This window comes from Staphylococcus sp. AntiMn-1 (assembly GCF_001663395.1).
GTDB lineage: Bacteria > Bacillota > Bacilli > Staphylococcales > Staphylococcaceae > Staphylococcus > Staphylococcus equorum.
Genome location: NZ_CP012968.1, coordinates 1,889,022 through 1,909,078 on the forward strand (window position 1 = coordinate 1,889,022; position 20,057 = coordinate 1,909,078).

General features: G+C 32.5%; 19 protein-coding genes and 1 pseudogene. 11 read left to right on the top strand and 9 right to left on the bottom strand.

Annotation, left to right across the window (positions count from 1 at the left end; all coding sequences use genetic code 11):
* Positions 1-33: 33 nt before the first annotated feature.
* Positions 34-1,038, bottom strand: coding sequence for an NADP-dependent oxidoreductase (locus AOB58_RS09240; protein ID WP_064783332.1), 1,005 nt, complete (start codon positions 1,036-1,038; stop codon positions 34-36).
* A 189-nt stretch (positions 1,039-1,227) separates the two neighbouring features.
* On the opposite strand from AOB58_RS09240, the pseudogene AOB58_RS09245 reads away from it, so the two are divergent.
* Positions 1,228-1,568, top strand: a pseudogene (locus AOB58_RS09245) (helix-turn-helix domain-containing protein).
* A 72-nt stretch (positions 1,569-1,640) separates the two neighbouring features.
* Entirely contained in the window at positions 1,641-2,000 is a 360-nt protein-coding gene (locus AOB58_RS09250; protein ID WP_002511730.1) for a DUF1304 domain-containing protein, read from the top strand.
* Between the two features lie 72 nt (positions 2,001-2,072).
* Here the strand turns inward: AOB58_RS09250 and AOB58_RS09255 are convergent, their stop codons facing one another.
* Entirely contained in the window at positions 2,073-2,837 is a 765-nt protein-coding gene (locus AOB58_RS09255) for a 2OG-Fe dioxygenase family protein (protein WP_002506309.1), read from the bottom strand.
* Between the two features lie 410 nt (positions 2,838-3,247).
* Between AOB58_RS09255 and AOB58_RS09260 the strand changes: the two genes are divergently transcribed.
* The 3 genes from AOB58_RS09260 to AOB58_RS09270 all read left to right on the top strand — a co-directional run bounded on the left by AOB58_RS09260 (position 3,248) and on the right by AOB58_RS09270 (position 6,669).
* Positions 3,248-4,627, top strand: a complete 1,380-nt coding sequence (locus AOB58_RS09260; RefSeq protein ID WP_021339374.1) for an LLM class flavin-dependent oxidoreductase — start codon at positions 3,248-3,250, stop codon at positions 4,625-4,627.
* Positions 4,628-4,652: 25 nt separating this feature from the next.
* The gene (locus tag AOB58_RS09265) at positions 4,653-6,152 is read left to right on the top strand and encodes a sodium:solute symporter family protein (RefSeq protein ID WP_064783333.1); all 1,500 of its coding nucleotides are present in this window, start codon (positions 4,653-4,655) and stop codon (positions 6,150-6,152) included.
* A gap of 127 nt (positions 6,153-6,279) precedes the next feature.
* A complete protein-coding gene (locus AOB58_RS09270; RefSeq protein WP_064783334.1) occupies positions 6,280-6,669 on the top strand; it encodes a tautomerase family protein in 390 nt (129 codons plus the stop codon).
* Between the two features lie 105 nt (positions 6,670-6,774).
* On the opposite strand, the gene AOB58_RS13665 is transcribed toward AOB58_RS09270, so the two are convergent.
* Positions 6,775-6,918 (bottom strand): hypothetical protein, encoded by a 144-nt coding sequence (locus AOB58_RS13665; protein WP_002506316.1) that lies wholly within the window; start codon positions 6,916-6,918, stop codon positions 6,775-6,777.
* Between the two features lie 68 nt (positions 6,919-6,986).
* Entirely contained in the window at positions 6,987-7,811 is an 825-nt protein-coding gene (locus tag AOB58_RS09275; protein WP_021338998.1) for an AraC family transcriptional regulator, read from the bottom strand.
* A gap of 186 nt (positions 7,812-7,997) precedes the next feature.
* Here AOB58_RS09275 and melB point away from each other — a divergent pair, with 186 nt between their 5' ends.
* Together melB and AOB58_RS09285 are read left to right on the top strand one after the other, a co-directional pair.
* A complete protein-coding gene (melB, locus tag AOB58_RS09280; protein ID WP_064783335.1) occupies positions 7,998-9,386 on the top strand; it encodes a melibiose:sodium transporter MelB in 1,389 nt (462 codons plus the stop codon).
* A gap of 15 nt (positions 9,387-9,401) precedes the next feature.
* Positions 9,402-12,377: a glycoside hydrolase family 2 TIM barrel-domain containing protein gene (locus AOB58_RS09285; RefSeq protein WP_064783336.1), complete on the top strand. Its 2,976-nt coding sequence runs from the start codon at positions 9,402-9,404 to the stop codon at positions 12,375-12,377.
* Positions 12,378-12,540: 163 nt separating this feature from the next.
* Here AOB58_RS09285 and AOB58_RS09290 read toward each other — a convergent pair whose 3' ends face one another.
* Positions 12,541-13,632: an acyltransferase gene (locus AOB58_RS09290; RefSeq protein WP_064783337.1), complete on the bottom strand. Its 1,092-nt coding sequence runs from the start codon at positions 13,630-13,632 to the stop codon at positions 12,541-12,543.
* Positions 13,633-14,064: 432 nt separating this feature from the next.
* On the opposite strand from AOB58_RS09290, the gene cidR reads away from it, so the two are divergent.
* The 4 genes from cidR (at position 14,065) to AOB58_RS09310 (ending at position 16,196) form a co-directional block, all read left to right on the top strand.
* Positions 14,065-14,952: a cidABC operon transcriptional activator CidR gene (cidR, locus tag AOB58_RS09295; RefSeq protein ID WP_002506331.1), complete on the top strand. Its 888-nt coding sequence runs from the start codon at positions 14,065-14,067 to the stop codon at positions 14,950-14,952.
* Positions 14,953-15,061: 109 nt separating this feature from the next.
* Positions 15,062-15,589 (top strand): acyl-CoA thioesterase, encoded by a 528-nt coding sequence (locus AOB58_RS09300; RefSeq protein WP_064783338.1) that lies wholly within the window; start codon positions 15,062-15,064, stop codon positions 15,587-15,589.
* A 5-nt stretch (positions 15,590-15,594) separates the two neighbouring features.
* Positions 15,595-15,969: a hypothetical protein gene (locus AOB58_RS09305; protein ID WP_002506333.1), complete on the top strand. Its 375-nt coding sequence runs from the start codon at positions 15,595-15,597 to the stop codon at positions 15,967-15,969.
* 38 nt (positions 15,970-16,007) lie between these two features.
* Positions 16,008-16,196, top strand: a complete 189-nt coding sequence (locus AOB58_RS09310; RefSeq protein WP_021338994.1) for a hypothetical protein — start codon at positions 16,008-16,010, stop codon at positions 16,194-16,196.
* A gap of 210 nt (positions 16,197-16,406) precedes the next feature.
* Here the strand turns inward: AOB58_RS09310 and AOB58_RS13975 are convergent, their stop codons facing one another.
* The 4 genes from AOB58_RS13975 to AOB58_RS09325 all read right to left on the bottom strand — a co-directional run bounded on the left by AOB58_RS13975 (position 16,407) and on the right by AOB58_RS09325 (position 19,825).
* Positions 16,407-16,538 carry a hypothetical protein gene (locus AOB58_RS13975; RefSeq protein ID WP_256092634.1) on the bottom strand — a complete coding sequence of 44 codons (132 nt, stop codon included), beginning with the start codon at positions 16,536-16,538 and terminating at the stop codon, positions 16,407-16,409.
* Between the two features lie 285 nt (positions 16,539-16,823).
* On the bottom strand, positions 16,824-17,822 hold the full coding sequence (locus AOB58_RS09315) for a FecCD family ABC transporter permease (RefSeq protein ID WP_064783339.1): 999 nt from the start codon (positions 17,820-17,822) through the stop codon (positions 16,824-16,826).
* A complete protein-coding gene (locus AOB58_RS09320) occupies positions 17,819-18,814 on the bottom strand; it encodes a FecCD family ABC transporter permease (RefSeq protein ID WP_064783340.1) in 996 nt (331 codons plus the stop codon). The genes AOB58_RS09315 and AOB58_RS09320 overlap by 4 nt, the downstream gene beginning before the upstream one ends.
* Before the next feature lie 18 nt (positions 18,815-18,832).
* The gene (locus tag AOB58_RS09325; protein WP_064783341.1) at positions 18,833-19,825 is read right to left on the bottom strand and encodes an ABC transporter substrate-binding protein; all 993 of its coding nucleotides are present in this window, start codon (positions 19,823-19,825) and stop codon (positions 18,833-18,835) included.
* Between the last annotated feature and the right edge of the window lie 232 nt (positions 19,826-20,057).

The window sequence follows — 20,057 nt, forward strand, 5'->3', positions numbered from 1 at the left end:
CTCATATACTTTTATATTAGATTATATCTCAAGTTATTCCTCTGATATTTTAACCACTTGTTTACCGAAGTTTTCACCAGAAAATAATTTTCTAAATGCATTAGGCAATTGATCAAAACCTTCATCGATTGTTACTTGTGATTTTATTTTATCTTCAGCTACCCATTTGGCAAGTTGTTCGCTTGCTTCTTTAAAATGCTCTGCAAACTGTCCTACTACAAAACCTTGCATTAGGGCTTGGCTTTTAACTAGTGTTTCCTGAATTCTTGGTCCCATTTCAGTTTGCGTATTATTGTAAGTTGAGATTGCACCACAAACAGGTACACGTGCAAATGTATTTAAATGTTTGAAAACTTCCTCTGATAATTTTCCACCGACGTTTTCGTAATATACATCAATACCATTTGGTACAGATGCGGCAAGTTGTGCTTCAAAATCATCACCTTTATAATCAACAGCCGCATCAAAGCCTAATGTGTCTGTTAAATATTGTGTTTTTTCTTTTCCACCGGCAATGCCAACTACTTTTGCGCCTTTTATTTTAGCAATTTGTCCTACTACAGACCCTACAGCGCCTGAAGCAGCAGATACAACAACTGTTTCTCCTTCTTTTGGTTTACCTATTTCCAACAAACCAGTATATGCTGTCATACCTGGCATTCCTAAAATGCTTAAGTATAAATGTAGAGGAACTTCAGTGGAAGGTATTTTAGTCACTTTATTGGCATCAGTAGTGATTATTCTTTGCCAAGGTAAGACACCCGTAACATAATCTCCTTCTTCCAAGTATTCTACTTCGGATTTTATAACTTTCGCTAAAACATGCCCATCAATTGGTTTGCCGATTTCATAAGGTTTAACGTAACTTTTTGAATCATTCATTCTTCCGCGCATATAAGGATCCACAGAAATATAAATAGATTTTAATTGTACTTCACCTGTACTAGGTTCCGCTGTTTGGATTGCTTCGTATTTAAAAGTGTCATCTTTAGGTAATCCTTCTGGTCTTTCGTTTAATACAATTTGTTCATTTTGCATAATAATCCTCCGTTTTAATGTTTTTTAATTAGTGTTTAAACTGACTTGCTTAAATAAAATGATTTCTTGTAATAATGATTGCTTTTGAACTATAAAAATCAAACCTTTTTTATTGTTTTTCCTCCTCTTGCGTGGTTATATAATAAGATAACAGTTAAACCTTAGTTTAAGAGAAGGGATGTGCTTACATTGGAAAAATTTTATATTGATCAAGTAGCAAGCATATGTGATATAAGTAAAAGTAAATTAAGATTTTATGAAAAAAAGGAGATATTAAAATTTATAGAAAGAGATACTAATAATAAAAGGCTCTATAGTAAAGATGATATTGAAATGATAAAATTCATAAAATGTTTAAGTAATTTGAATATGAGTTTAAAAGAAATCAAAAAAATACAGGTATGCTATATGATAATGAAATAGATATAAAAACAATATTAGAAGTACATTTAGGGGTTTTGAATAACCAAAAAGAAGTATTGAACAAAAGAATTGGAGTTATTGAAGGAGAGTTACTTCAAATCACTTAATTTATTACTCCCCAGTTAAAGTTGTGATATTAATATATGGAAAGTTCATTTGAAAAAGAGGTGTATTCATTTATGAGTATTGTTACAGTAATTTTAGTTTTATTAGTTGCTATTGAATTTATATATATAATGATATTACAAACGATTAAAACGACTTCCCTTAGAACTAGTAAAATATTCAATATTAAGCAGGAAGAATTAAAAAAGCCCAATTTAAAGGTTCTTATGAAAAACCAAGGTGTATACAATGGACTTCTGGGTGTGATGTTATTATATGCGCTGTTCTTTTCCCATAATCCTAGAGAATTAATTACTTGTATTTTAATTTATATCATTTTAGTTGCTATATATGGGACAATTACTAGTCAAAAATCTATAATTTTAAAACAAGGCGGGCTCCCTATAATCGCACTTATTTCATTGCTTTTTTAGTTTGAATTTAACTTATTGCCGTAAGGATGAACTTTAAAATCCCCCTACTGTTATACAAGTAGGGGGATTTTATTATTCATCGACATCTGCAACAACTGTTTGTTGGTAATCAATTAATATGACAGATCTGAGACCTGTACCTTGTTCTGATCCTTTTTCAACTGGACTCACATAATGACTTACATTAGGGTCGTAAACGCCGTAGGATTCTAAAGGGTTCTCCATTTCAAAAACTTCTATTATATTGTTTTCATCAGTATCTTCCGGATTATTCCCAGCAGCTTCCGGTACAGCGATAGCATTCGTTCCACCAACAATATTCTTTCTTTCAATTAAATGAGCAAAAGTAAACGGCTCTCCATCTTGGTGTAAACAGTTCGGTGAGGAAACAGCTTTATCTCCGTCATTTTCTACATACAATTTAACGAAATGTACACCCACATGAATCGGTAAAATTTTATCTTCTTCGTTCCAAAACGTTTCATGATAGTTGGCTATTATAATATCGTTCAACAATTTATTACTTCTTATATTTTCATCAATAGAATGGAATTCTCTATATGAGCCAGAATGTTCTGGATTAAACTTCCCTTGAAAATACGCAGAATAATCAACGCCATTTCTTTCAATGGTAGGAAGCCAAAAAACATCTTCTGTGCCAGGTAACACGATTGCTCTAGAGTATCTTCTATATCTATTAAGGTTAGGGGCATAATCATCTTCAGGTAGATCAGCAAAGTACGCTAATATTTCATTATAATCTTGTTCAATACCCTCATAATTTAAACTTTTCATTAAATCATATCTTGAATAACCATCTTTTTGTAATTTATTCATTATTCAATAGTATCCTTTCTGTTTTTAAATCTAATAATGTTTGAATGTCCGTACTAATTGCGTCCAATTGTTCATGATTCTTATATATGTGACTTAATAATCTCTTTTATATTTTATACCATTGTAAGTAGCAAACACAAATATCGATAAATTTTGATTTTCTAAAAATGAACAAAAACATTTTACCGATTTAATCCGACTATTCTTATATCATTTACCATTTTGGTGTTGACGAAGTATATAATATTCGCTATATTTACTAGCATAGATATTATCTGAAAATTCTATATATTGAGAATTTTCATCTTAGGAAATGAGTAAAGTAATTCAAAAAATATTAAATTAAATTTTAAAATTTCCTCAACAGTCACTATTAAGCACAACGAAACTACATTTAGGAGGAAAAACATATGCCAAAGAAGCAGATACATTTTAATGGATTTGTTCAAAACTCACCATCCCCACATTCATCTGGATTATGGAAACATGACAAAGACCAAGGTGCACATCATAATCAATTAGATTATTGGATAAATATTGCGCAAACTTTAGAGAAAGGTAAGTTTGATTCTATATTTATTGCAGACGTTTTAGGAACATATAGTGTTTATAATCAATCGAGTGATGCTGCAATTAAGCATGCAGTTCAACTGCCTGCGCACGATCCTATACCGATTATTTCTGCTATGGCGGCAGTGACAAAACATATTGGCTTTGCCCCAACAATTTCTACTACATATGCACAACCGTATAGTTTAGCTAGGCAATTATCTACATTAGATCATTTAACTAATGGTCGTTTAGGTTGGAATGTTGTCACTTCTTATTTAGAAAGTGAAGCGATTAACTTAGGATTGAAAGAACGATTACCAAAAGATTTAAGATACAACAGAGCAGATGAATTTCTCCAAGTCGTTTATAAACTTTGGGAGGACAGCTGGGAAGATGGGTCTGTAGTTAACGATAAAGACACGGATACGTACGCGGACCCTGATAAAGTGCATGAAATTAACCACGAAGGTGAATTCTTTAGCGTGCCAGGACCCCATATAGTTGAACCATCACCTCAAAGAACGCCTGTATTATTTCAAGCAGGTGCTTCAGAAAAAGGTAAAACGTTTGCGGCGAAACATGCAGAAGCAGTGTTCACGAAACATACCTCAGTAGAATCATTGAAACGCTATGTAGACGATATACATACTAGAGCTGAACAGCATGGCAGAAGTAAAGAAGATATTTTAGTATTCCCTATGGTACTCCCAATTATCGGAGAAACAGAAGAAGAAGCCTATCAAAAATATGAAGCATTAACAGAGCATATTAGCTATGAAGGTTCCGCATCATTATTAAGTGGACATACAGGTATTGATTTTTCAGAGTATGACCCAGATCAGTATATAGAAGATATTGAGACTGAAGCGATGCAAGGCAATCTTAATATGTATACCAAAGACCCACACCATAAATGGACACTCAGAGAAGCTGTGAAAAATCATGGTCTAGGCAATGGCACAGCTAAATTTATTGGAACGAAAGAGCAAGTCGCTGACAAGTTTGAAGCATGGGCAGTTGAAGGTGGGGCCGCTGGGTTTAATATCGCCCAAAGCTATTCACCTGGTACATTTGAAGAATTTGTCGATTATGTTATCCCTGAATTACAAAAAAGAGGTCTATATAGAACAGAATACGAAGGCACAACACTTCGTGAAAATATGTTCGGTAAAGATCAAAAAACAATAAAGGAAAATCATCCAGCAAAAAACAAGAGTGCAGCGAATACTCTTATATAAATTAATAATAAAGGAGTAAAGAACAATGGATGAAATTACTCTCTATACATGGATAGGCTTCATATTATTTATGATAGTCATGGTTATTGTCGGTTATATCAGTTCACGTAAGATGAAAAATATTGCTGATTTTGCCACTGGTGGCGGTAACATTGGGCCTAGAGTGCTTGGACTATCATTTGCAGCAACATACTTAAGTGCAGCCACCTTTTTAGGCTATCCCGGTTGGTCATATGAATGGGGTCTTAATAACTTATGGTTATTTCTAGCCATGTTTATTGGTGGACCCACGGGTGTCTTAATGGTGGCTAAAAAGGTAAGGAAATTGAATACAAATCAAAAATCTTTATCGCTTCCAGATTGGTTAGGAGATTTTTACGATAGTGATATAATGCGCGTAGGTACTGGCATTATCCTTCTTTTTAATATATTTTATATAGCCAGCCAGTTTGTTGCAGGCGCAAGGATTTTTGAATATTTACTCGGTATGTCTTACTTTAGCGGACTCGTCTTTATTGCGGTTATTGTTGTACTTTACGTATACGTTGGTGGCGCACTTGCAGATATCTATACCGATGCGATTCAAGTTGTAATTATGGCCATTGCAGGTCTTGCTGTATTTATCTCAGGAATTGTTATTTTTTGGAAAGGGAGTATAACAAGTACATTTGCTGGTATCGCAAATAATTTATCTAACCAAAACGAAAATTTAGTTAAGGTATTTAATCCAGAATCTGTACATTTCAACTCTTTTGCCATGGTTTTAGGTGCAATCGTTATACAGTGGGCGTTTGCTTCTGCACCACATTTGTTCAATAAAATATTAGGTTTGAAAAATGAAAAAGATTTAGGAAAAATGATTAATACTTATATTATGGTCACGGGGCTATGTCTACTCGTGCTATTCGGTGGTATATTCGCTCGTGTCGCGCTTGGAGATAGTGTCGAAACGTCAGACTTAGCATTGCTTGACTATATCATTTGGGCATTTCCTGCAGTGATTGTAGCACTTTTCGGTGTGGTCATTTTAGCTGCAGCAATGTCGACAACAGATGGATTATTTGTATCTATTTCTACAGTATTTGCGAATGACATATTCTTGAAGTTCTTAGTTAAAAGAAAAATAATTAATATTAGTGATGAAAAAGCGAATAGAATTGCATTTCAAATAAGTAAAATCAGTGTGCCAATTGTAGGTTTATTATCATTTTTACTTGTCTTACAACCTCCAAAACATATGAGTGACATTATGTGGATCGGAATATCAGGTATCGCAGCGGGGACATTAGGTCCTATCTTACATGCCATCTACGCTAAAAGGAAAGCACCAGCGAGAGCAGCAGAGTTATCTATGTTTGTAGGGCTAGGTTCATATTTAGTCATTTACTTCGGCGGTATTATTCCAAGTACTATGTCAGCAGGGGCAGTAGCAACATTTATCGGTATCGCAACAATTACAATTGCTACATTTTTCATCAAGCCAAAAGATAATCAAAAATATAATGTAGAAGAAGGTAATAATTAATGTTTGTTAATGAGATGTTATCGATATGGTTATATGGTTTTCTAGGAATGTTTGTTGTAGTGTTTATTTCGTTAAAAGTCGGATATTCAAATAAAGATAAATAAATAATTTTAAAAGGAGCATTTACATGCCATTAATTAAATTAGACATGATCAAAGGTAGAGAAAAAGAGGAAATCAAAAGTATTTTAGATATCACATATAACGTGATGTTAGATGCGTTTCAAGCACCAAAAGGTGATAAATATTTAATTGTGAATCAACATGAGGACTATGAAATGGAAATATTAGATACAGGCTTAGGCATCGAAAGAACGGATGACGTGATTGTATTTACTATCGTTTCAAGACCGAGAACAAAAGAACAAAAAACGACATTCTACAAAAATTTAGTGAATACGTTACATGACAAAGTAGGCATTCGTAAAGAAGATATTATGATTAGTTTAGTAGAAAATACCGATGAAAACTGGAGTTTCTTTAACGGTGAAGCACAATTTTTAACAGGTGATTTATAATCTAACTAAAGGACATATTATTTCGTTAGGTGACAACACTTATATAAAGCATAAAAAATACACTTCCATTTAGTGGTGGAAGTGTATTTTTGTGTTTATCAAAAATTAGAATTTATCTTTTAAGTCTTTAGCTTTATCTGTTGCTTGGTCTTTCAATTCTTCTTTTTTCTCGTCGTCATTTTTAATTTCGTTGGCCTTATCTTTAGCTTTATCTGTTGCTTGATCTTTATACTCGTCAAACTTACTCATAAATAAACGCCTCCTTAAAATGTTATATTACTATGATTCCACATATCAAAGAAGTTAAACATATTTATTTACGAAAAATTATTTCGATATTCAGACGCACTGATTTCAAAGTGCTTTGTAAAATTTTTAGAAAATAGTAAAGGATCTTTATATCCGACTTTACTTGAAACTTCACATATCATGTTATTCGTATGTATAAGTAATTGAGATGCATGATACATACGGATATATGTTAAGTATGCTTTGGGAGAACAATTTAAATTCTTCTTAAACAGCTTGAATAAATGACTGCGAGTGACATTAACATATTGCGCAACATCAACGACACTAATATTCTTGTGATAGTTTGAATTGATAAATTCGACTGCTTTTTGGATATCTTCGTTAACAATATCGACGTTAACTGAGAAATTTTTAGGAAACTGTTCTTGTAGCATATAAACTAATTGGTATATATGCTGCATGATTAAAATATCATGTGAGTTGCTAGACGCAATGGTTTTTGAAAGATTACAGATATTTTGGATCGTTTTTTTAATTTCAGAAGTGTCTTTACCTTTAATGACGTGATCATCAACGATATAACTGCGTGCTAAATAATCTAGAATCTGTTTACCGCTAATACCAACCCAATAATAAGTCCAAGGTTTTGAAAATGAAGGCTTATATTCAACTTCCATACCTTTTTCTAGTAAAAACATATCGCCTTTTTTTAAGTTAAAACTCTCCCCATTATATTTAAAAATACCTTCACCATGCGTCACGATATGTATGACAGATGTTTGGAAAACTGTATAATTATAACCTACGTTTGGTACACCGACTTCAATACCACATTCTACTAAATTAGCATCTATTAACTTTTTGCTAAATTTTTTCCATAAAACTTGCATAACACACCTCTCAATTCATTATATTGAACTTCTTTAGACTTATATAACCACATTATAATAACAAAATGCAACATTTTGCCATATAACATCATCATTATGCTATTCATTACACGCACTTTAAGTTGGTAAAATGACATTAACATATATGTAAACGCTTTAAAAAGTGAAATTTTAGAGGTGGAGAAGATGGATAGATATTTAACTGGAAAGCAAAAATTAGCTTTTGGATTTGGTGCAATAGGGAAGGACGCCATATTTAATATTGTTGGGCTCTTCTTAATGTTTTATATCACAGATATTGTAGGTTTATCTCCTGCGTTTGTCGGAGTTATGCTTTTTGTTGCACGTATTTGGGACGCGATTAATGACCCGATTATGGGGATGATCGTTGATAATACGCGGAATAACTTTGGTAAGTTCAAGACTTGGCTCGTTATCGGTACGCTTGCTAATGCTATTGTTACAGTCTTGCTGTTTACGAATTTAGATTTATCTCAAACGTCTATGTATATTTATATATCGATTATGTATATTTCCTGGGGAATGACATATACGATGATGGATATTCCATACTGGTCTTGGTTACCGAACTTGACGCATAATCCTAAAGAACGTGAAGAGATTTCAGTTATTCCTAGATTTTTCGCAAGTTTAGCTGCATTTATTGTAGGTACTTTTGGTTTGTTCTTTATACATAAATTAGGTGATGTCTTTGGTAGTGGCAGTGATTCAGTAGGAATTTTTGTCTTTGCCGTAATTTGTAGTATTGTTTTTATCTTTACGATAGGTGTAACAGTATTCAAAGTACCTGAAGATCATGAAATGGAAAAACAAATAGGTATTAAAGTTAATTTTAAAGATATTGGTCGTATTTTATTTAAAAACAAAGAGTTACTTGCCATCATGGGTGTTTTATTAACTTTTAATTTATGTCTACAAACGCTTAATGGTTCTATCATTTATTACTTTAAATATGTAGTGAATGCGGAACATTTATTTTCAATTTTTAATGCAATGATTCTGTGTGAAATGCTTGGTTTGCTACTTTTACCACGTTTTATTAAATGGGTTGGTAGAACTAGAGCGTTTAATACATCCATTACACTTATCATAACTGGTTTGGTTATTATTTTAATATCAGGCTTCGTGGCGCCACAGAGTACTATCTTAGTCATTATAGGTGCAGGTATGTTACGTGTTGGTTCAGGATTTATGATTGGTATAACAACAGTGTCGCTTGCAGATGTGATTGATTATGGTGAAGTGAAGTTTGGGCAACGTAATGAGAGTGTGATCACTTCCACAAATACGTTTTTAACTAAAGCTTCACAAGCAGTTGCCGCTTTAATTGTGGGGATTGGCTTATCTGTATTAGGTTATACGCCGAATGAGGCACAATCAGAGACCACGGTTAATGGTCTGCGTATCATGATTATTGTCGCACCGCTAGTTTTCGTTAGTCTAACAGCATTTTTATATCATAAAGCATTCCATTTAAAAGGTGACTTTTTAAATGATATTGAGAAAACACTCCGATATAAACGTCAGAGAGAACATAGAGAGAATATTAAATAGAGGGGATGTCATTTTATGTTAGAAAAGCAATTTCATGAAAATATGGAGGTTCAGCATGTGAACTTGATGCCAAGACGTGCATTTTATATACCTTATCAACGAGGGGAGGATGACTACCGTTTAGAAACACGTTATAATACAAAAAATGTGACATTATTAAATGGTGATTGGCACTTTGAATATTTCAATTCTCTAGAAGCATGTTTAAATCAACCTCAACAGATTAAAAAGGATATATTGCCAGTACCGTCTGTATGGAATTTATATGGCTACGATCAAATACAGTACCTTAACACACAATATCCAATTTCATTTGATCCACCATATGTTCCGAAGTATAACCCATGCGGACGTTATACGCGTTCTTTTGAGTTAAGTTCATATGATATGCAGAGTGATTATCATTTGAATTTTGAAGGTGTCGCTAGCGCATTTTATGTATGGATAAATGATCAATTTGTAGGTTATAGTCAGATATCTCATGCTATTTCAGAATTTGATATTTCAAAATTTGTACGTGATGGAGAAAATACGATACAAGTTCTTGTATTAAAATATTCAGATGGCACATATTTTGAAGACCAAGATATGTTCAGACATTCAGGTATTTTTAGAGATGTTTATATTTTAAAACGAGCGCAATCACGTGTAGATGATTTTAAAATTGAAACACACTTAAATGATGATTTGAATAAGGCAACGATAGATGTGAACTTGGCACGTAAACAAGGATTAGACCAAGTTGAATTACACTTATATAATCCATATGGTGAATTAGTCAGCAGTACTCAAGCTTCAGAACAGTGTAGGTTTACAGTTAACAAACCACAATTATGGTCAGCAGAAAGCCCTGTACTTTATACGTTAGCAATTACTACTGCTCAAGAAGTGATTACCCAAAAAATTGGTATTCGAGAAGTTAAAATCAGAGATAATCAATTTTATATTAATGGACAATCTATTAAATTACGTGGCACCAATCATCATGATAGTGATCCTAAAACAGGCTATACGATAAATGAAACTCAATGTATGAGAGATTTAGAGCTTATGAAGCAAGGTAATTTTAACGCAATTCGTACAGCACATTATCCGAAATCGCCTTTATTCTATGAATTAACAGACCAATATGGCTTTTATGTGATGAGTGAAGCAGATTTAGAAACGCATGGTGTAGTTCGTTTATATGGTGAAGAGAACACTGAGCACTTTAATATCATTACGGATGACCCTAAATATCAAACTGCAATTATCGAGCGTATTGAAGCATCAATAATCCCTTTGAAAAACTATAGTTCGATTGTTTCATGGTCAATGGGTAATGAATCTGGATATGGCGTTAATATGGTTGAAGGCTTGGCACGAGCGAAAGAATTAGATGTTACACGACCACTTCATTATGAAGGCACATTACATCGTGATAAATCAAAAGACTATGATTTATCTAACGTTGAAATGATTAGTAGGATGTATCCATCTCCAGAAGAAATTGAAACGACATATTTGAAGAACCCGAATTTAGATAAACCCTTTATTTTGTGTGAATATGCGCATGCCATGGGGAATTCACCAGGCGATCTTCATGATTATCAAAAGCTTGTTGAGGCATACGATAGTTTTATTGGAGGGTTCGTATGGGAATGGTGTGACCACGGAATTCAGACAGGCGTGAAAGATGGTAAGCCAATATTTAGGTATGGTGGAGATTTCGGAGAACGTCTACATGATGGTAATTTCTGTGTGGACGGTATTGTTTCACCTGACCGTATACCTCACGAAGGATATTATGAATTTAAACATGAACATAGACCTTTAAAAGTAATAGCGCAAGATGAGTATCAACTGACATTACGTAATCAACTTGATTTCACACATATAGAAGATTATTTAAGTGTTGAAGCAACCGCTACTTATTTAAATGGAAAGCGTCAGACGTTTGAAGTTACTTTTACTAAATTCGCACCCCATACGACTCAAAATATTGATTTAAGTGATTATATTAATATAAATGAACTTAGTGATGTGATGTTACACTACAAATTGGAATGTACAGATAAGTTACGTCCGGCTCATTTTGAATTAGGATATGATCAAATCGTGTACCAACGCCAATCAATGACGTATCAGAATACGAAACCGTCATCAATAGCATATAAAGACGATATTCATACAATCCATGTTTCTATTGGTGATTGGATATACACTTTTAATAAAATAGATGCGAGTTTAAAAACAGTTGCGCATGAAGGTGTAATAGTTATGAATCAGAAAACAGAAAATAATCTATGGCGTGCACCAACAGATAATGACATCAATGCTAAGCAAGAATGGGCATACGCTGGATATAAAGATATTACTACGCGTGTGCATGATTACAGAATCGTTGAAAATAAGAGTGACGTCAGTCTTGTTTTTGATATTGCGTTGGTTAATGAAGCGGTTCCTCCTGTGCTTTCAGGTACACTTACGTGGACAATTCAAAACGATGGTACACTTACTGTGAATTATGATTTAGCGAAAGATACATTAGCGCCATTTCTACCACGTTTCGGTTTAGCCATGACATTACCAAGTAACTATGAGCAAGTCGAATATTATGGGAATGGTCCTTATAGCAGTTATCAAGATAAAGGTGTGGCAACATATTTAGATTATTTCGAAACGACAGTGACAGATAATGTAAGTAACGATATCAAACCTCAAGAATCAGGAAGTCATAATCAGACTACATTTGTTAAAGTTTCAAATGGCCGAAATGCTATGGTTGTAACAAGTGGAGACACATTCAGTTTTAATACCACGCATTATTCATTAAATCAGCTAACGCATACGTCACATAAAGACGAATTAGAAGTTGAAGATTATACGTATTTGTATATTGATTATGCTCAAAGTGGGATTGGCTCTAATAGTTGCGGTCCAGAATTAAATGAAGCTTATCGACTCAATGATACACAATTAAAATTTAATTTTAAATTGAATTTTGAGTAGCTAGTGTTTAAGGTGTTCACTCATATTAGTCAGCAACATAGAACTGTCGCTTAAAAATTACTTATAATACAAAAATCCCGTTATCAAATAAAGTGATAGCGGGATTTTTAAAATATAAGTATTATGATAGTCAGCGTATTAACTAAAAATTTGTAGCAATAATTTAATCAATCGTAGCTGGTTCGCTAGTTAGATTATTTTTAGAGTTATTAACGATTTTTGATTTCTTAGGTACTGGTACAATATAATTTCCATTAGGTATCTTAATGAGTAACCCGATAATCACAATTGATATAACTACAATGATTACAAATGAAAGTCCGTATAGGAAGAAACTATCTCTATTGTCAAAAACTGGGATTTTGTGCACGAGCCATTTCACTAATGGATGCACTAGATATATTCCCATAGAGTAATTACCTATATGAGTTAATGTCTTTATAATTAATTTATTATTTTTAATGAGAGCATTAAAGTAAATTAAAAGAGCTAAGAAAAATGGTATATACAATAAGAATATTGGATGGGATGAAGTTACGAAGTTATCTAAATCTATAAATAATAAAAAAGATATAAATAATACAGTAATTATTGGTAAACATATAGCTTTGTATCTTTTAATCATTATGTTTATTTCTTCATAATATTTGGCAAAAACAATCCCCAACATAAAATATGAAATCCAATTTAAGATAAAGGATCTACTAGAAATAAAAGTACCTAATATAGGTATGTCTAGAGTAAAATGTTGATTATACAAAAGCCATAATGCATTCACTAAAGTTAGTGTGCCATAAGCTAACAATAAAGGAATACCTTTTTTGATTTTTTGTAAAATAGGAAACAATATGTAAAATTCAATTACAGTTAAAATAAAATATAAATGATAATTTCCTGTTCCATATAAATAATACTCTAAAAAATTAGTGTCACTGTTTAAAGTCACTTCTACTACACCCAAATAATATAAATAAACAGTTGTCCATATTAAATAAGGGATAAATATTTTAGTGAACCTTGATCGTATAAAATAATTCAAATCAAATCCACGTCTTAATGCAGAATTAGTTAGTAGAAATGCACTAATTACAGCAAATATAGGGGTTCCTAACCTAGCGATTTGACTTAAATAGCCTGCTATTACTGTCATACTCTGGCTATTTTCACTATTAGTATATGAAACTGATAAATGAACGCATACTACTAGTAGTGTTGCAATCGCCCTTATTATTGGAATCTCGTCAAAATACTTCAAAATGATCCTCCTCGTGTTGTTCTCTCTTGTTCTTACATGAAATGCACAAAATGATATACTCATTAGGCATTTTATAAATATTGCTAAATATCACATTGCTTAATATTATCTAAGAATTATCTTTTAATCTATACAAAAAACAAAGAATTTTTAATTTTTATTAATATATTGTATTGAAATGTTAAAATAAAATAATGAATATATGCTTGTTGGGCACAAATTTTAGATAGTATAAAATTGTATGTAATAGTAAATCTAGCTATTTCCTTGGAAAATAATAAGATGACATAAAAATAAACCATGGTGTTATATTTCCAATACATGCTAAAATTAAAATTAATAATAATGCTAAAAATTTCTGTATTATAAAATATAAAAATAATTGAACTATAGAACACTACATTCATAATATAAAAAGAAGGTGTGATTTTATTGGAACTTAGACATATGCAGTATTTTGTTGAAGTCGTAAAACAAAAAAGTATGACGAAAGCAGCAGCTAAACTTTTTATTACACAGCCAACAATTAGTAATACGATTAGATTGCTAGAAAAAGAATTAGAAGTAACATTATTTAATAGGTATAAAAATCAAATATACCTAACTGATGCAGGGGAGGCATTCTTTTTTCAATGTAAAGAAATGCTAAAAATGTATGAAAACATCCCTAATGAATTAAGTAATCTTTTAGAATTGAAAAGTGGACATTTAAAAATAGGAATTCCTACAATTATTAATATTCGAAGACTAATAAAACTCATCTCTCAGTTTCATGATTCTTATCCAAATGTAACATTTCAACTTTTTGAAAATGGGAGTAAGAAAATTGAAAATGATATATATTATGGTGATTTGGATATGGGGATTACTGTCTTACCTACGAATCATAAAATCTTCAGTACATTCACTTTTTTAGAAGAAAAATTAAAGCTTGTAGTTCATAAAGATCATCCATTATCTGATAAAGATACGATTGATATTGAAGATTTAGAGCATCAAGAATTTATTTTATTTAATTCTGATTTTTACTTAAACGATAAAATAAAAAATACGTGTAGAAACTATGGGTTTAATCCTAATATTATTTTTGAAACGACCCAGTGGAGCTTTATAGAAGAAATGTTAATAAATAATATGGGCATCTGTATATTACCTGAGGGGATACTTGATTTATTGGATAAAGATTTGAAAGCTATTAGTATTAACGAACCTTCAATGAAATGGGAACTTGCCATTATTTGGAGAAAAGATATCATAGTTGATTCATTAACTAAAAATTGGATTAAATTTATACAAGAAAACTACTTGTTACACCATTAAACGTAAGGTCATTCACAAAATTTATACCCTTATAAAAAAAGGATATTTTCTATTTATATGCTCCCGCTCTATAATTTATGACATAAACATTATAGAACGGGAGTTTTTCATGGAAAATTATAAATATCCGAGCGATAGTAAAATTGTCAGTACCGATCAAGTGTTAATTAATGACTTGAATAATTACAACACACTATTTGGTGGCGTATTGATGAAAAAAATCGATAATAATGCGACATTGTCTGCTAGAAGACATGCAAGAGTTAAAGAATGTGTCACAGCATCTACAGATAGTGTAGAATTTTTACATCCTATTACTCAATCTGATTCAGTTTGTATAGAATCTTCTGTAGTTTATACAGGAGAAAAATCTATGGAAATATTTTGTAAGGTTATTTCGGAAGATATGATTACAGCAGAAAGAAAAATTGCTGCTATCGCTTTTCTTACGTTTGTAGCCTTAGATGAAAACAAAAAATCAATTAAAGTACCTAAAATTACAGCGCAGACTGCAGATGAAAAAACATTGTATATGTATGGTGAAGAAAGAGCGAAAATGCGTAAAGCGAGAAGAGCACAAAGTAAAACATTAATTAAGTCTCTTAATTTATGTAAACCATGGGAATTGGAGAAGTGATAAAAATGGTTAATGAAATGGATGAACTCACACAATGCAAATTAGATTTAAAAACTTTGAGAGAAGAATCTCCTCAGTTATATGAGCAATTAGAATATATAGCAAGTTTAACAAGACAATTAAGTATTCACTATAAATATTTAGGATTACTTATGTTTTCAAATAATAATGAAGCTATTCAAAACAACAGACCTATCTTAATTAGAGATTCTGTTTTGGAGTTATATGAAAGAGAAGTTGAAAAAGTAAAACAAAATAATGAATTCAAATTTGTTAATGAAATGATATTAAAATTCCAATTTGTAGCTTACTCACAAATATTCCTTATCGTTTTAGGTGCAGAACCTAGTTTTGTATTTAATAACACGATTATTAAATAATACAGGGCTACTTCTATCTTGAAATGAGGCAGCAATAAATGAGCATATCAGAATGTAGATATTTATGTATCAAACAAGACAAATCCTTTGAAAAAGGTAAGCTATATTGGCTTTTCCCAACAGAGGTGTCTACACTTGATGAAAAATATTTTTACGTATCAAACGATGGACAACTTTTAACAGAAGCGTACAAAAGTAGTAACTTTATTAAAAGTGTCTCGAACTAATGTAATTTAGCATTTTTTAAATACGGTAGGAACTCAATCCACTGTTGTTTTAAAAAATTAGGATTTTGAACATGTCTAGTTATCTATTTTATAGTATGCATCCTCAATCATACTATTCCTTAGTTGGCCGGACTCTTCAAAATATGACAAGTATAGATGTATAAAAAAAGCAGTCACAAATTTAATGATTTGTGACTGCTTTTTATAATATCATTCTTTTTCAACATTTGATGCACAAGCAAAGCAATACAAGTGATTGTCATTATATTCACCATTCAAGAAACCATTTAAACAATAAATATCTTTTTGGCAGACAGAACATTTTCCTACTAATTCTCTCATTTAAAAAACCCCTTTGAATATTCATGCATTCGTCTTAAGTTAATCATACTATAAATCAATAATATTTATACAGTTGAGATAATGGAGCTAAATATATTTTGTATAATTGTATCGATTTTGGAACGTGCTGACGCCCAGGGAAATAGTATGAGGGAGAGACTACAGGCTCGAGCCATACCCCTAGGCAAGCATGCACTTTCAAAATCGTAAGATTTTAGTATAGAAAAAAGAACTAATACATAATTTAATGTATTAGTTCTTTGCATTTGAGAATATATGATCATATCAGAGTTTTTTTACAGTCAATAATAAATAGATAAAGAATGGGGCGCCGAATGCAGCAATGAACACACCAGCCGGAACTTCTTTTGGTAAAAATACCGTTCTGCCTATAAGATCCGCAATGACGATGGAAAGTGCGCCAAAGATCGCTGACATCAATAAGCGCTTTAAATAATTCCCTTTAATTAAAGCTTTAGCAATATGCGGTGAGATTAAACCAACAAAGCCAATATTACCCACAAAACTAATCGCTGTACCAGCAAGGATCGTTGTAATCACCATTTGAATGAGTCGCGTTTGATTAACCTTTATGCCTAAACCTGTGGCAACATTATCATGCATAACGGATACTTTCATTCTCGGGAGCACGATAATCAACAATGGCAGAGTGCACACTATAAATAACCCCAATATTAAACTGTTTTCAAATGTGGCACCAGATAAACTACCGACAAGCCAAGTATATGCTTTAGACGCAGCAAGTTGTTTTGTAAGCACAAGTGTGCCATTAACGAGCGCCATAAATAACGTCTGAAGTGCGATACCAATAATAACTAATGTCGTTGGTTGGATATTGCCTTTTTTTTGAAAACTGATAAGAATCATCATGACCACAGCTGCACCAGTGAGCGAAAACGCAGGCAGCCAATGGACACTAATATCTCCTAAAAACGCAATAAATGCTACTGCACCAAATGTTGCGCCACCTGTTACACCTATAATATCTGGAGAGGCGATAGGATTTTTAAGTACATTTTGTAGAATCAAACCACTAACGCCAAGTGCTGCACCAGCTACAATCGCCAATATAATTCTTGGCAAGCGCAACACTTCGATTGTAAATTGATCAGGACTTGAAATAGGATCAATAATATAAGAAAGGATACTATTTAACGATATAAAAGTAGACCCCAGCATTAAACTCAAGATTGAAAAAACAATCAATATGAGTACGGCAATGACTAAGCGTTTAGTATCTTTTTTATGGACTGTCTCATTCATATGCGTTGAATTCCTTTCCTAATAATATAAATAAGTGTAATTGAGCCAATGACTGCTGTGATAACACCTATAGGAAGTTCGAGTGGTTTAATAATTGTCCTAGCTAAAATATCGGACAATGTCATTAATATAGCGCCACTAACCGCAGTGAAAGGTATTAAATATTTATAGTTAGCCGGCATTAACTTTTTACTAATATTCGGTACGATTAACCCGATAAACATAATAGATCCTGCAAGTGCGACCGAAATGCCGGCAAGCGCACTAATAGTTAATACCATAACCATTTTTGTTAATTTGACCTTTTGACCAAGTGAAGAAGCAATTTCATCACTCGTCATTAAGATGTTGATATGTGACGACATCGCAAAGGCAATGAGCAGAAATATAATAATTATTGGAATGACCCAAGGCACTTCCCACACATTACGCATAGCAACAGAACCACTTAGCCAAAACAGAAAACTTTGTAAATTGCTTTGGTTCATAATTAAAATGCCCTGTGTAAATGCTCCGAATAATGCTGAAATCGCTGCGCCAGCCAATATCACACGTTTAGGTGAAAATTGCGCTTGTTTAAACATGCCAAGTGTAATGACAAGAACAGTTACAATAATTGCCCCGATAAATGAAATAGTTATGAGCGCTTCAAATGATTGCACTTTAAAAAATGTTAAGCCACAAATCACGAAGAACACGGCGCCTGAATTAACACCGAACAGTCCAGGTGAAGCAATTGGATTACGTGTTAATACTTGCATAAGCAAACCAGATACAGAGAACGCCGCGCCGGTAAGTAGAGCAATGATTGTTCTTGATGCGCGTGATTCGGCAAGTAGAATATGTATATCGTTATTGCTATTAAAGTGGAACAACGCTTGTACCAACTCTGAAAGTGATACAAGCGTGTTTCCAATTATTAAACTTAAAATCGTTACAACGATAAGGCATAAACCAGAAAGCATTAATTTATACCGCGGTTTAAGTAACATGAGGTAACTCCTTATTGATTAAGATTGTTTTTCAATATCTAATTTTTTGTATAAATCATCAATGAGTTCAAGAGATGAAGTATAACCACCAGCCATGTTCCATGTGATTTCATCTACATTTTTTGAAACTTCATCATTTTTTACTGCATTTAAGTTTTTCCATTGATTACTTGATGTCCAATCTGCTTCTGTCTTCTTAGTTAACTCTGCGTCTTTATCAGTAGTGTTGGACTTGAACATAAATATATGATCAGCATCCATAAGTGGAATGCTTTCTTTAGATGTTAATTGAATGATGTCTTTACCTTTATCAACTTGTTTTTGTTGTCCTTCTGGTCGTTTAAATCCTAAGTCATGTAAGATGTCTCCAGCGTAACCACTTGCATAAATACGTGCATGATCTGGTCTGAAGTTGATAACTGAAGCTGACATTGGCCATTGTTCTCCATACTTAGCTTTTGCATCTTTTTTAAATTGTGCAACTTTATCATCATATTTCTTTAATAACTCATCAGCTTTGTCTTCTTTACCGAGTGCTTTACCCATCATTTTCGTTGTATCTTGAAATTTATACACCGTATCGTGCGTAATTGTTGGTGCGATTTTAGAAAGTTGTTCATATTGTTTTTCATTTCTGACTTTAGAACCGATGATTAAATCTGGTTTTAACTTAGATATTTCTTCTAAGTTTGGTGAAGGTTCTTGACCTACTATATTTGTATCTTTTAGGTCGTCTTTTATGTAATCATATTTAGGTTGTTGCGTCCAAGATTCTACAGCACCGACAGGCTTGACACCTAATGCGACAGATACATCAGTCGCGCCTTGATATAATGTTACGACACGTTTTGGTTTTCCTTTAATTTCAGTGGTCCCCATAGCATGTTTGATCTTGGTTGTTTTACTATCTTCTTTTGACTCCGATGACTTTTCGGACTCCCCATTTCCACAAGCTGCTAACACCATAACGGCTACTAAAACAGTAATGAATACTTTTGTTAAATGCTTCATTTCTCTAAAACCTCCAACTTGGATTGATAATCATTATCAATCCTAATATCTTATAAAGTAAACGATATGTCAACAAAAATTTTTAATTTTTTTAAAAATTAAATAAAGATTTGACATTTTTAGAAAGGATACCTAGAATACAGTTTATTGATAATGATAATCGTTATCAGTATTGTAGTGTTATTAATAATCCATATTTTTTAGGAGGAATTTAAGTGAGACAAGAACCTAA

Bases quoted from the DNA above. Each gene is read 5' to 3' on its own strand.
- AOB58_RS09240 (WP_064783332.1), bottom strand. From the start codon at position 1,038: ATGCAAAATGAACAAATTGTATTAAACGAAAGACCAGAAGGATTACCT.
- AOB58_RS09250 (WP_002511730.1), top strand. From the start codon at position 1,641: ATGAGTATTGTTACAGTAATTTTAGTTTTATTAGTTGCTATTGAATTT.
- AOB58_RS09255 (WP_002506309.1), bottom strand. From the start codon at position 2,837: ATGAATAAATTACAAAAAGATGGTTATTCAAGATATGATTTAATGAAA.
- AOB58_RS09260 (WP_021339374.1), top strand. From the start codon at position 3,248: ATGCCAAAGAAGCAGATACATTTTAATGGATTTGTTCAAAACTCACCA.
- AOB58_RS09265 (WP_064783333.1), top strand. From the start codon at position 4,653: ATGGATGAAATTACTCTCTATACATGGATAGGCTTCATATTATTTATG.
- AOB58_RS09270 (WP_064783334.1), top strand. From the start codon at position 6,280: ATGCCATTAATTAAATTAGACATGATCAAAGGTAGAGAAAAAGAGGAA.
- AOB58_RS13665 (WP_002506316.1), bottom strand. From the start codon at position 6,918: ATGAGTAAGTTTGACGAGTATAAAGATCAAGCAACAGATAAAGCTAAA.
- AOB58_RS09275 (WP_021338998.1), bottom strand. From the start codon at position 7,811: ATGCAAGTTTTATGGAAAAAATTTAGCAAAAAGTTAATAGATGCTAAT.
- melB (WP_064783335.1), top strand. From the start codon at position 7,998: ATGGATAGATATTTAACTGGAAAGCAAAAATTAGCTTTTGGATTTGGT.
- AOB58_RS09285 (WP_064783336.1), top strand. From the start codon at position 9,402: ATGTTAGAAAAGCAATTTCATGAAAATATGGAGGTTCAGCATGTGAAC.
- AOB58_RS09300 (WP_064783338.1), top strand. From the start codon at position 15,062: ATGGAAAATTATAAATATCCGAGCGATAGTAAAATTGTCAGTACCGAT.
- AOB58_RS09305 (WP_002506333.1), top strand. From the start codon at position 15,595: ATGGTTAATGAAATGGATGAACTCACACAATGCAAATTAGATTTAAAA.
- AOB58_RS09310 (WP_021338994.1), top strand. From the start codon at position 16,008: ATGAGCATATCAGAATGTAGATATTTATGTATCAAACAAGACAAATCC.
- AOB58_RS13975 (WP_256092634.1), bottom strand. From the start codon at position 16,538: ATGAGAGAATTAGTAGGAAAATGTTCTGTCTGCCAAAAAGATATTTAT.
- AOB58_RS09315 (WP_064783339.1), bottom strand. From the start codon at position 17,822: ATGAATGAGACAGTCCATAAAAAAGATACTAAACGCTTAGTCATTGCC.
- AOB58_RS09320 (WP_064783340.1), bottom strand. From the start codon at position 18,814: ATGTTACTTAAACCGCGGTATAAATTAATGCTTTCTGGTTTATGCCTT.
- AOB58_RS09325 (WP_064783341.1), bottom strand. From the start codon at position 19,825: ATGAAGCATTTAACAAAAGTATTCATTACTGTTTTAGTAGCCGTTATG.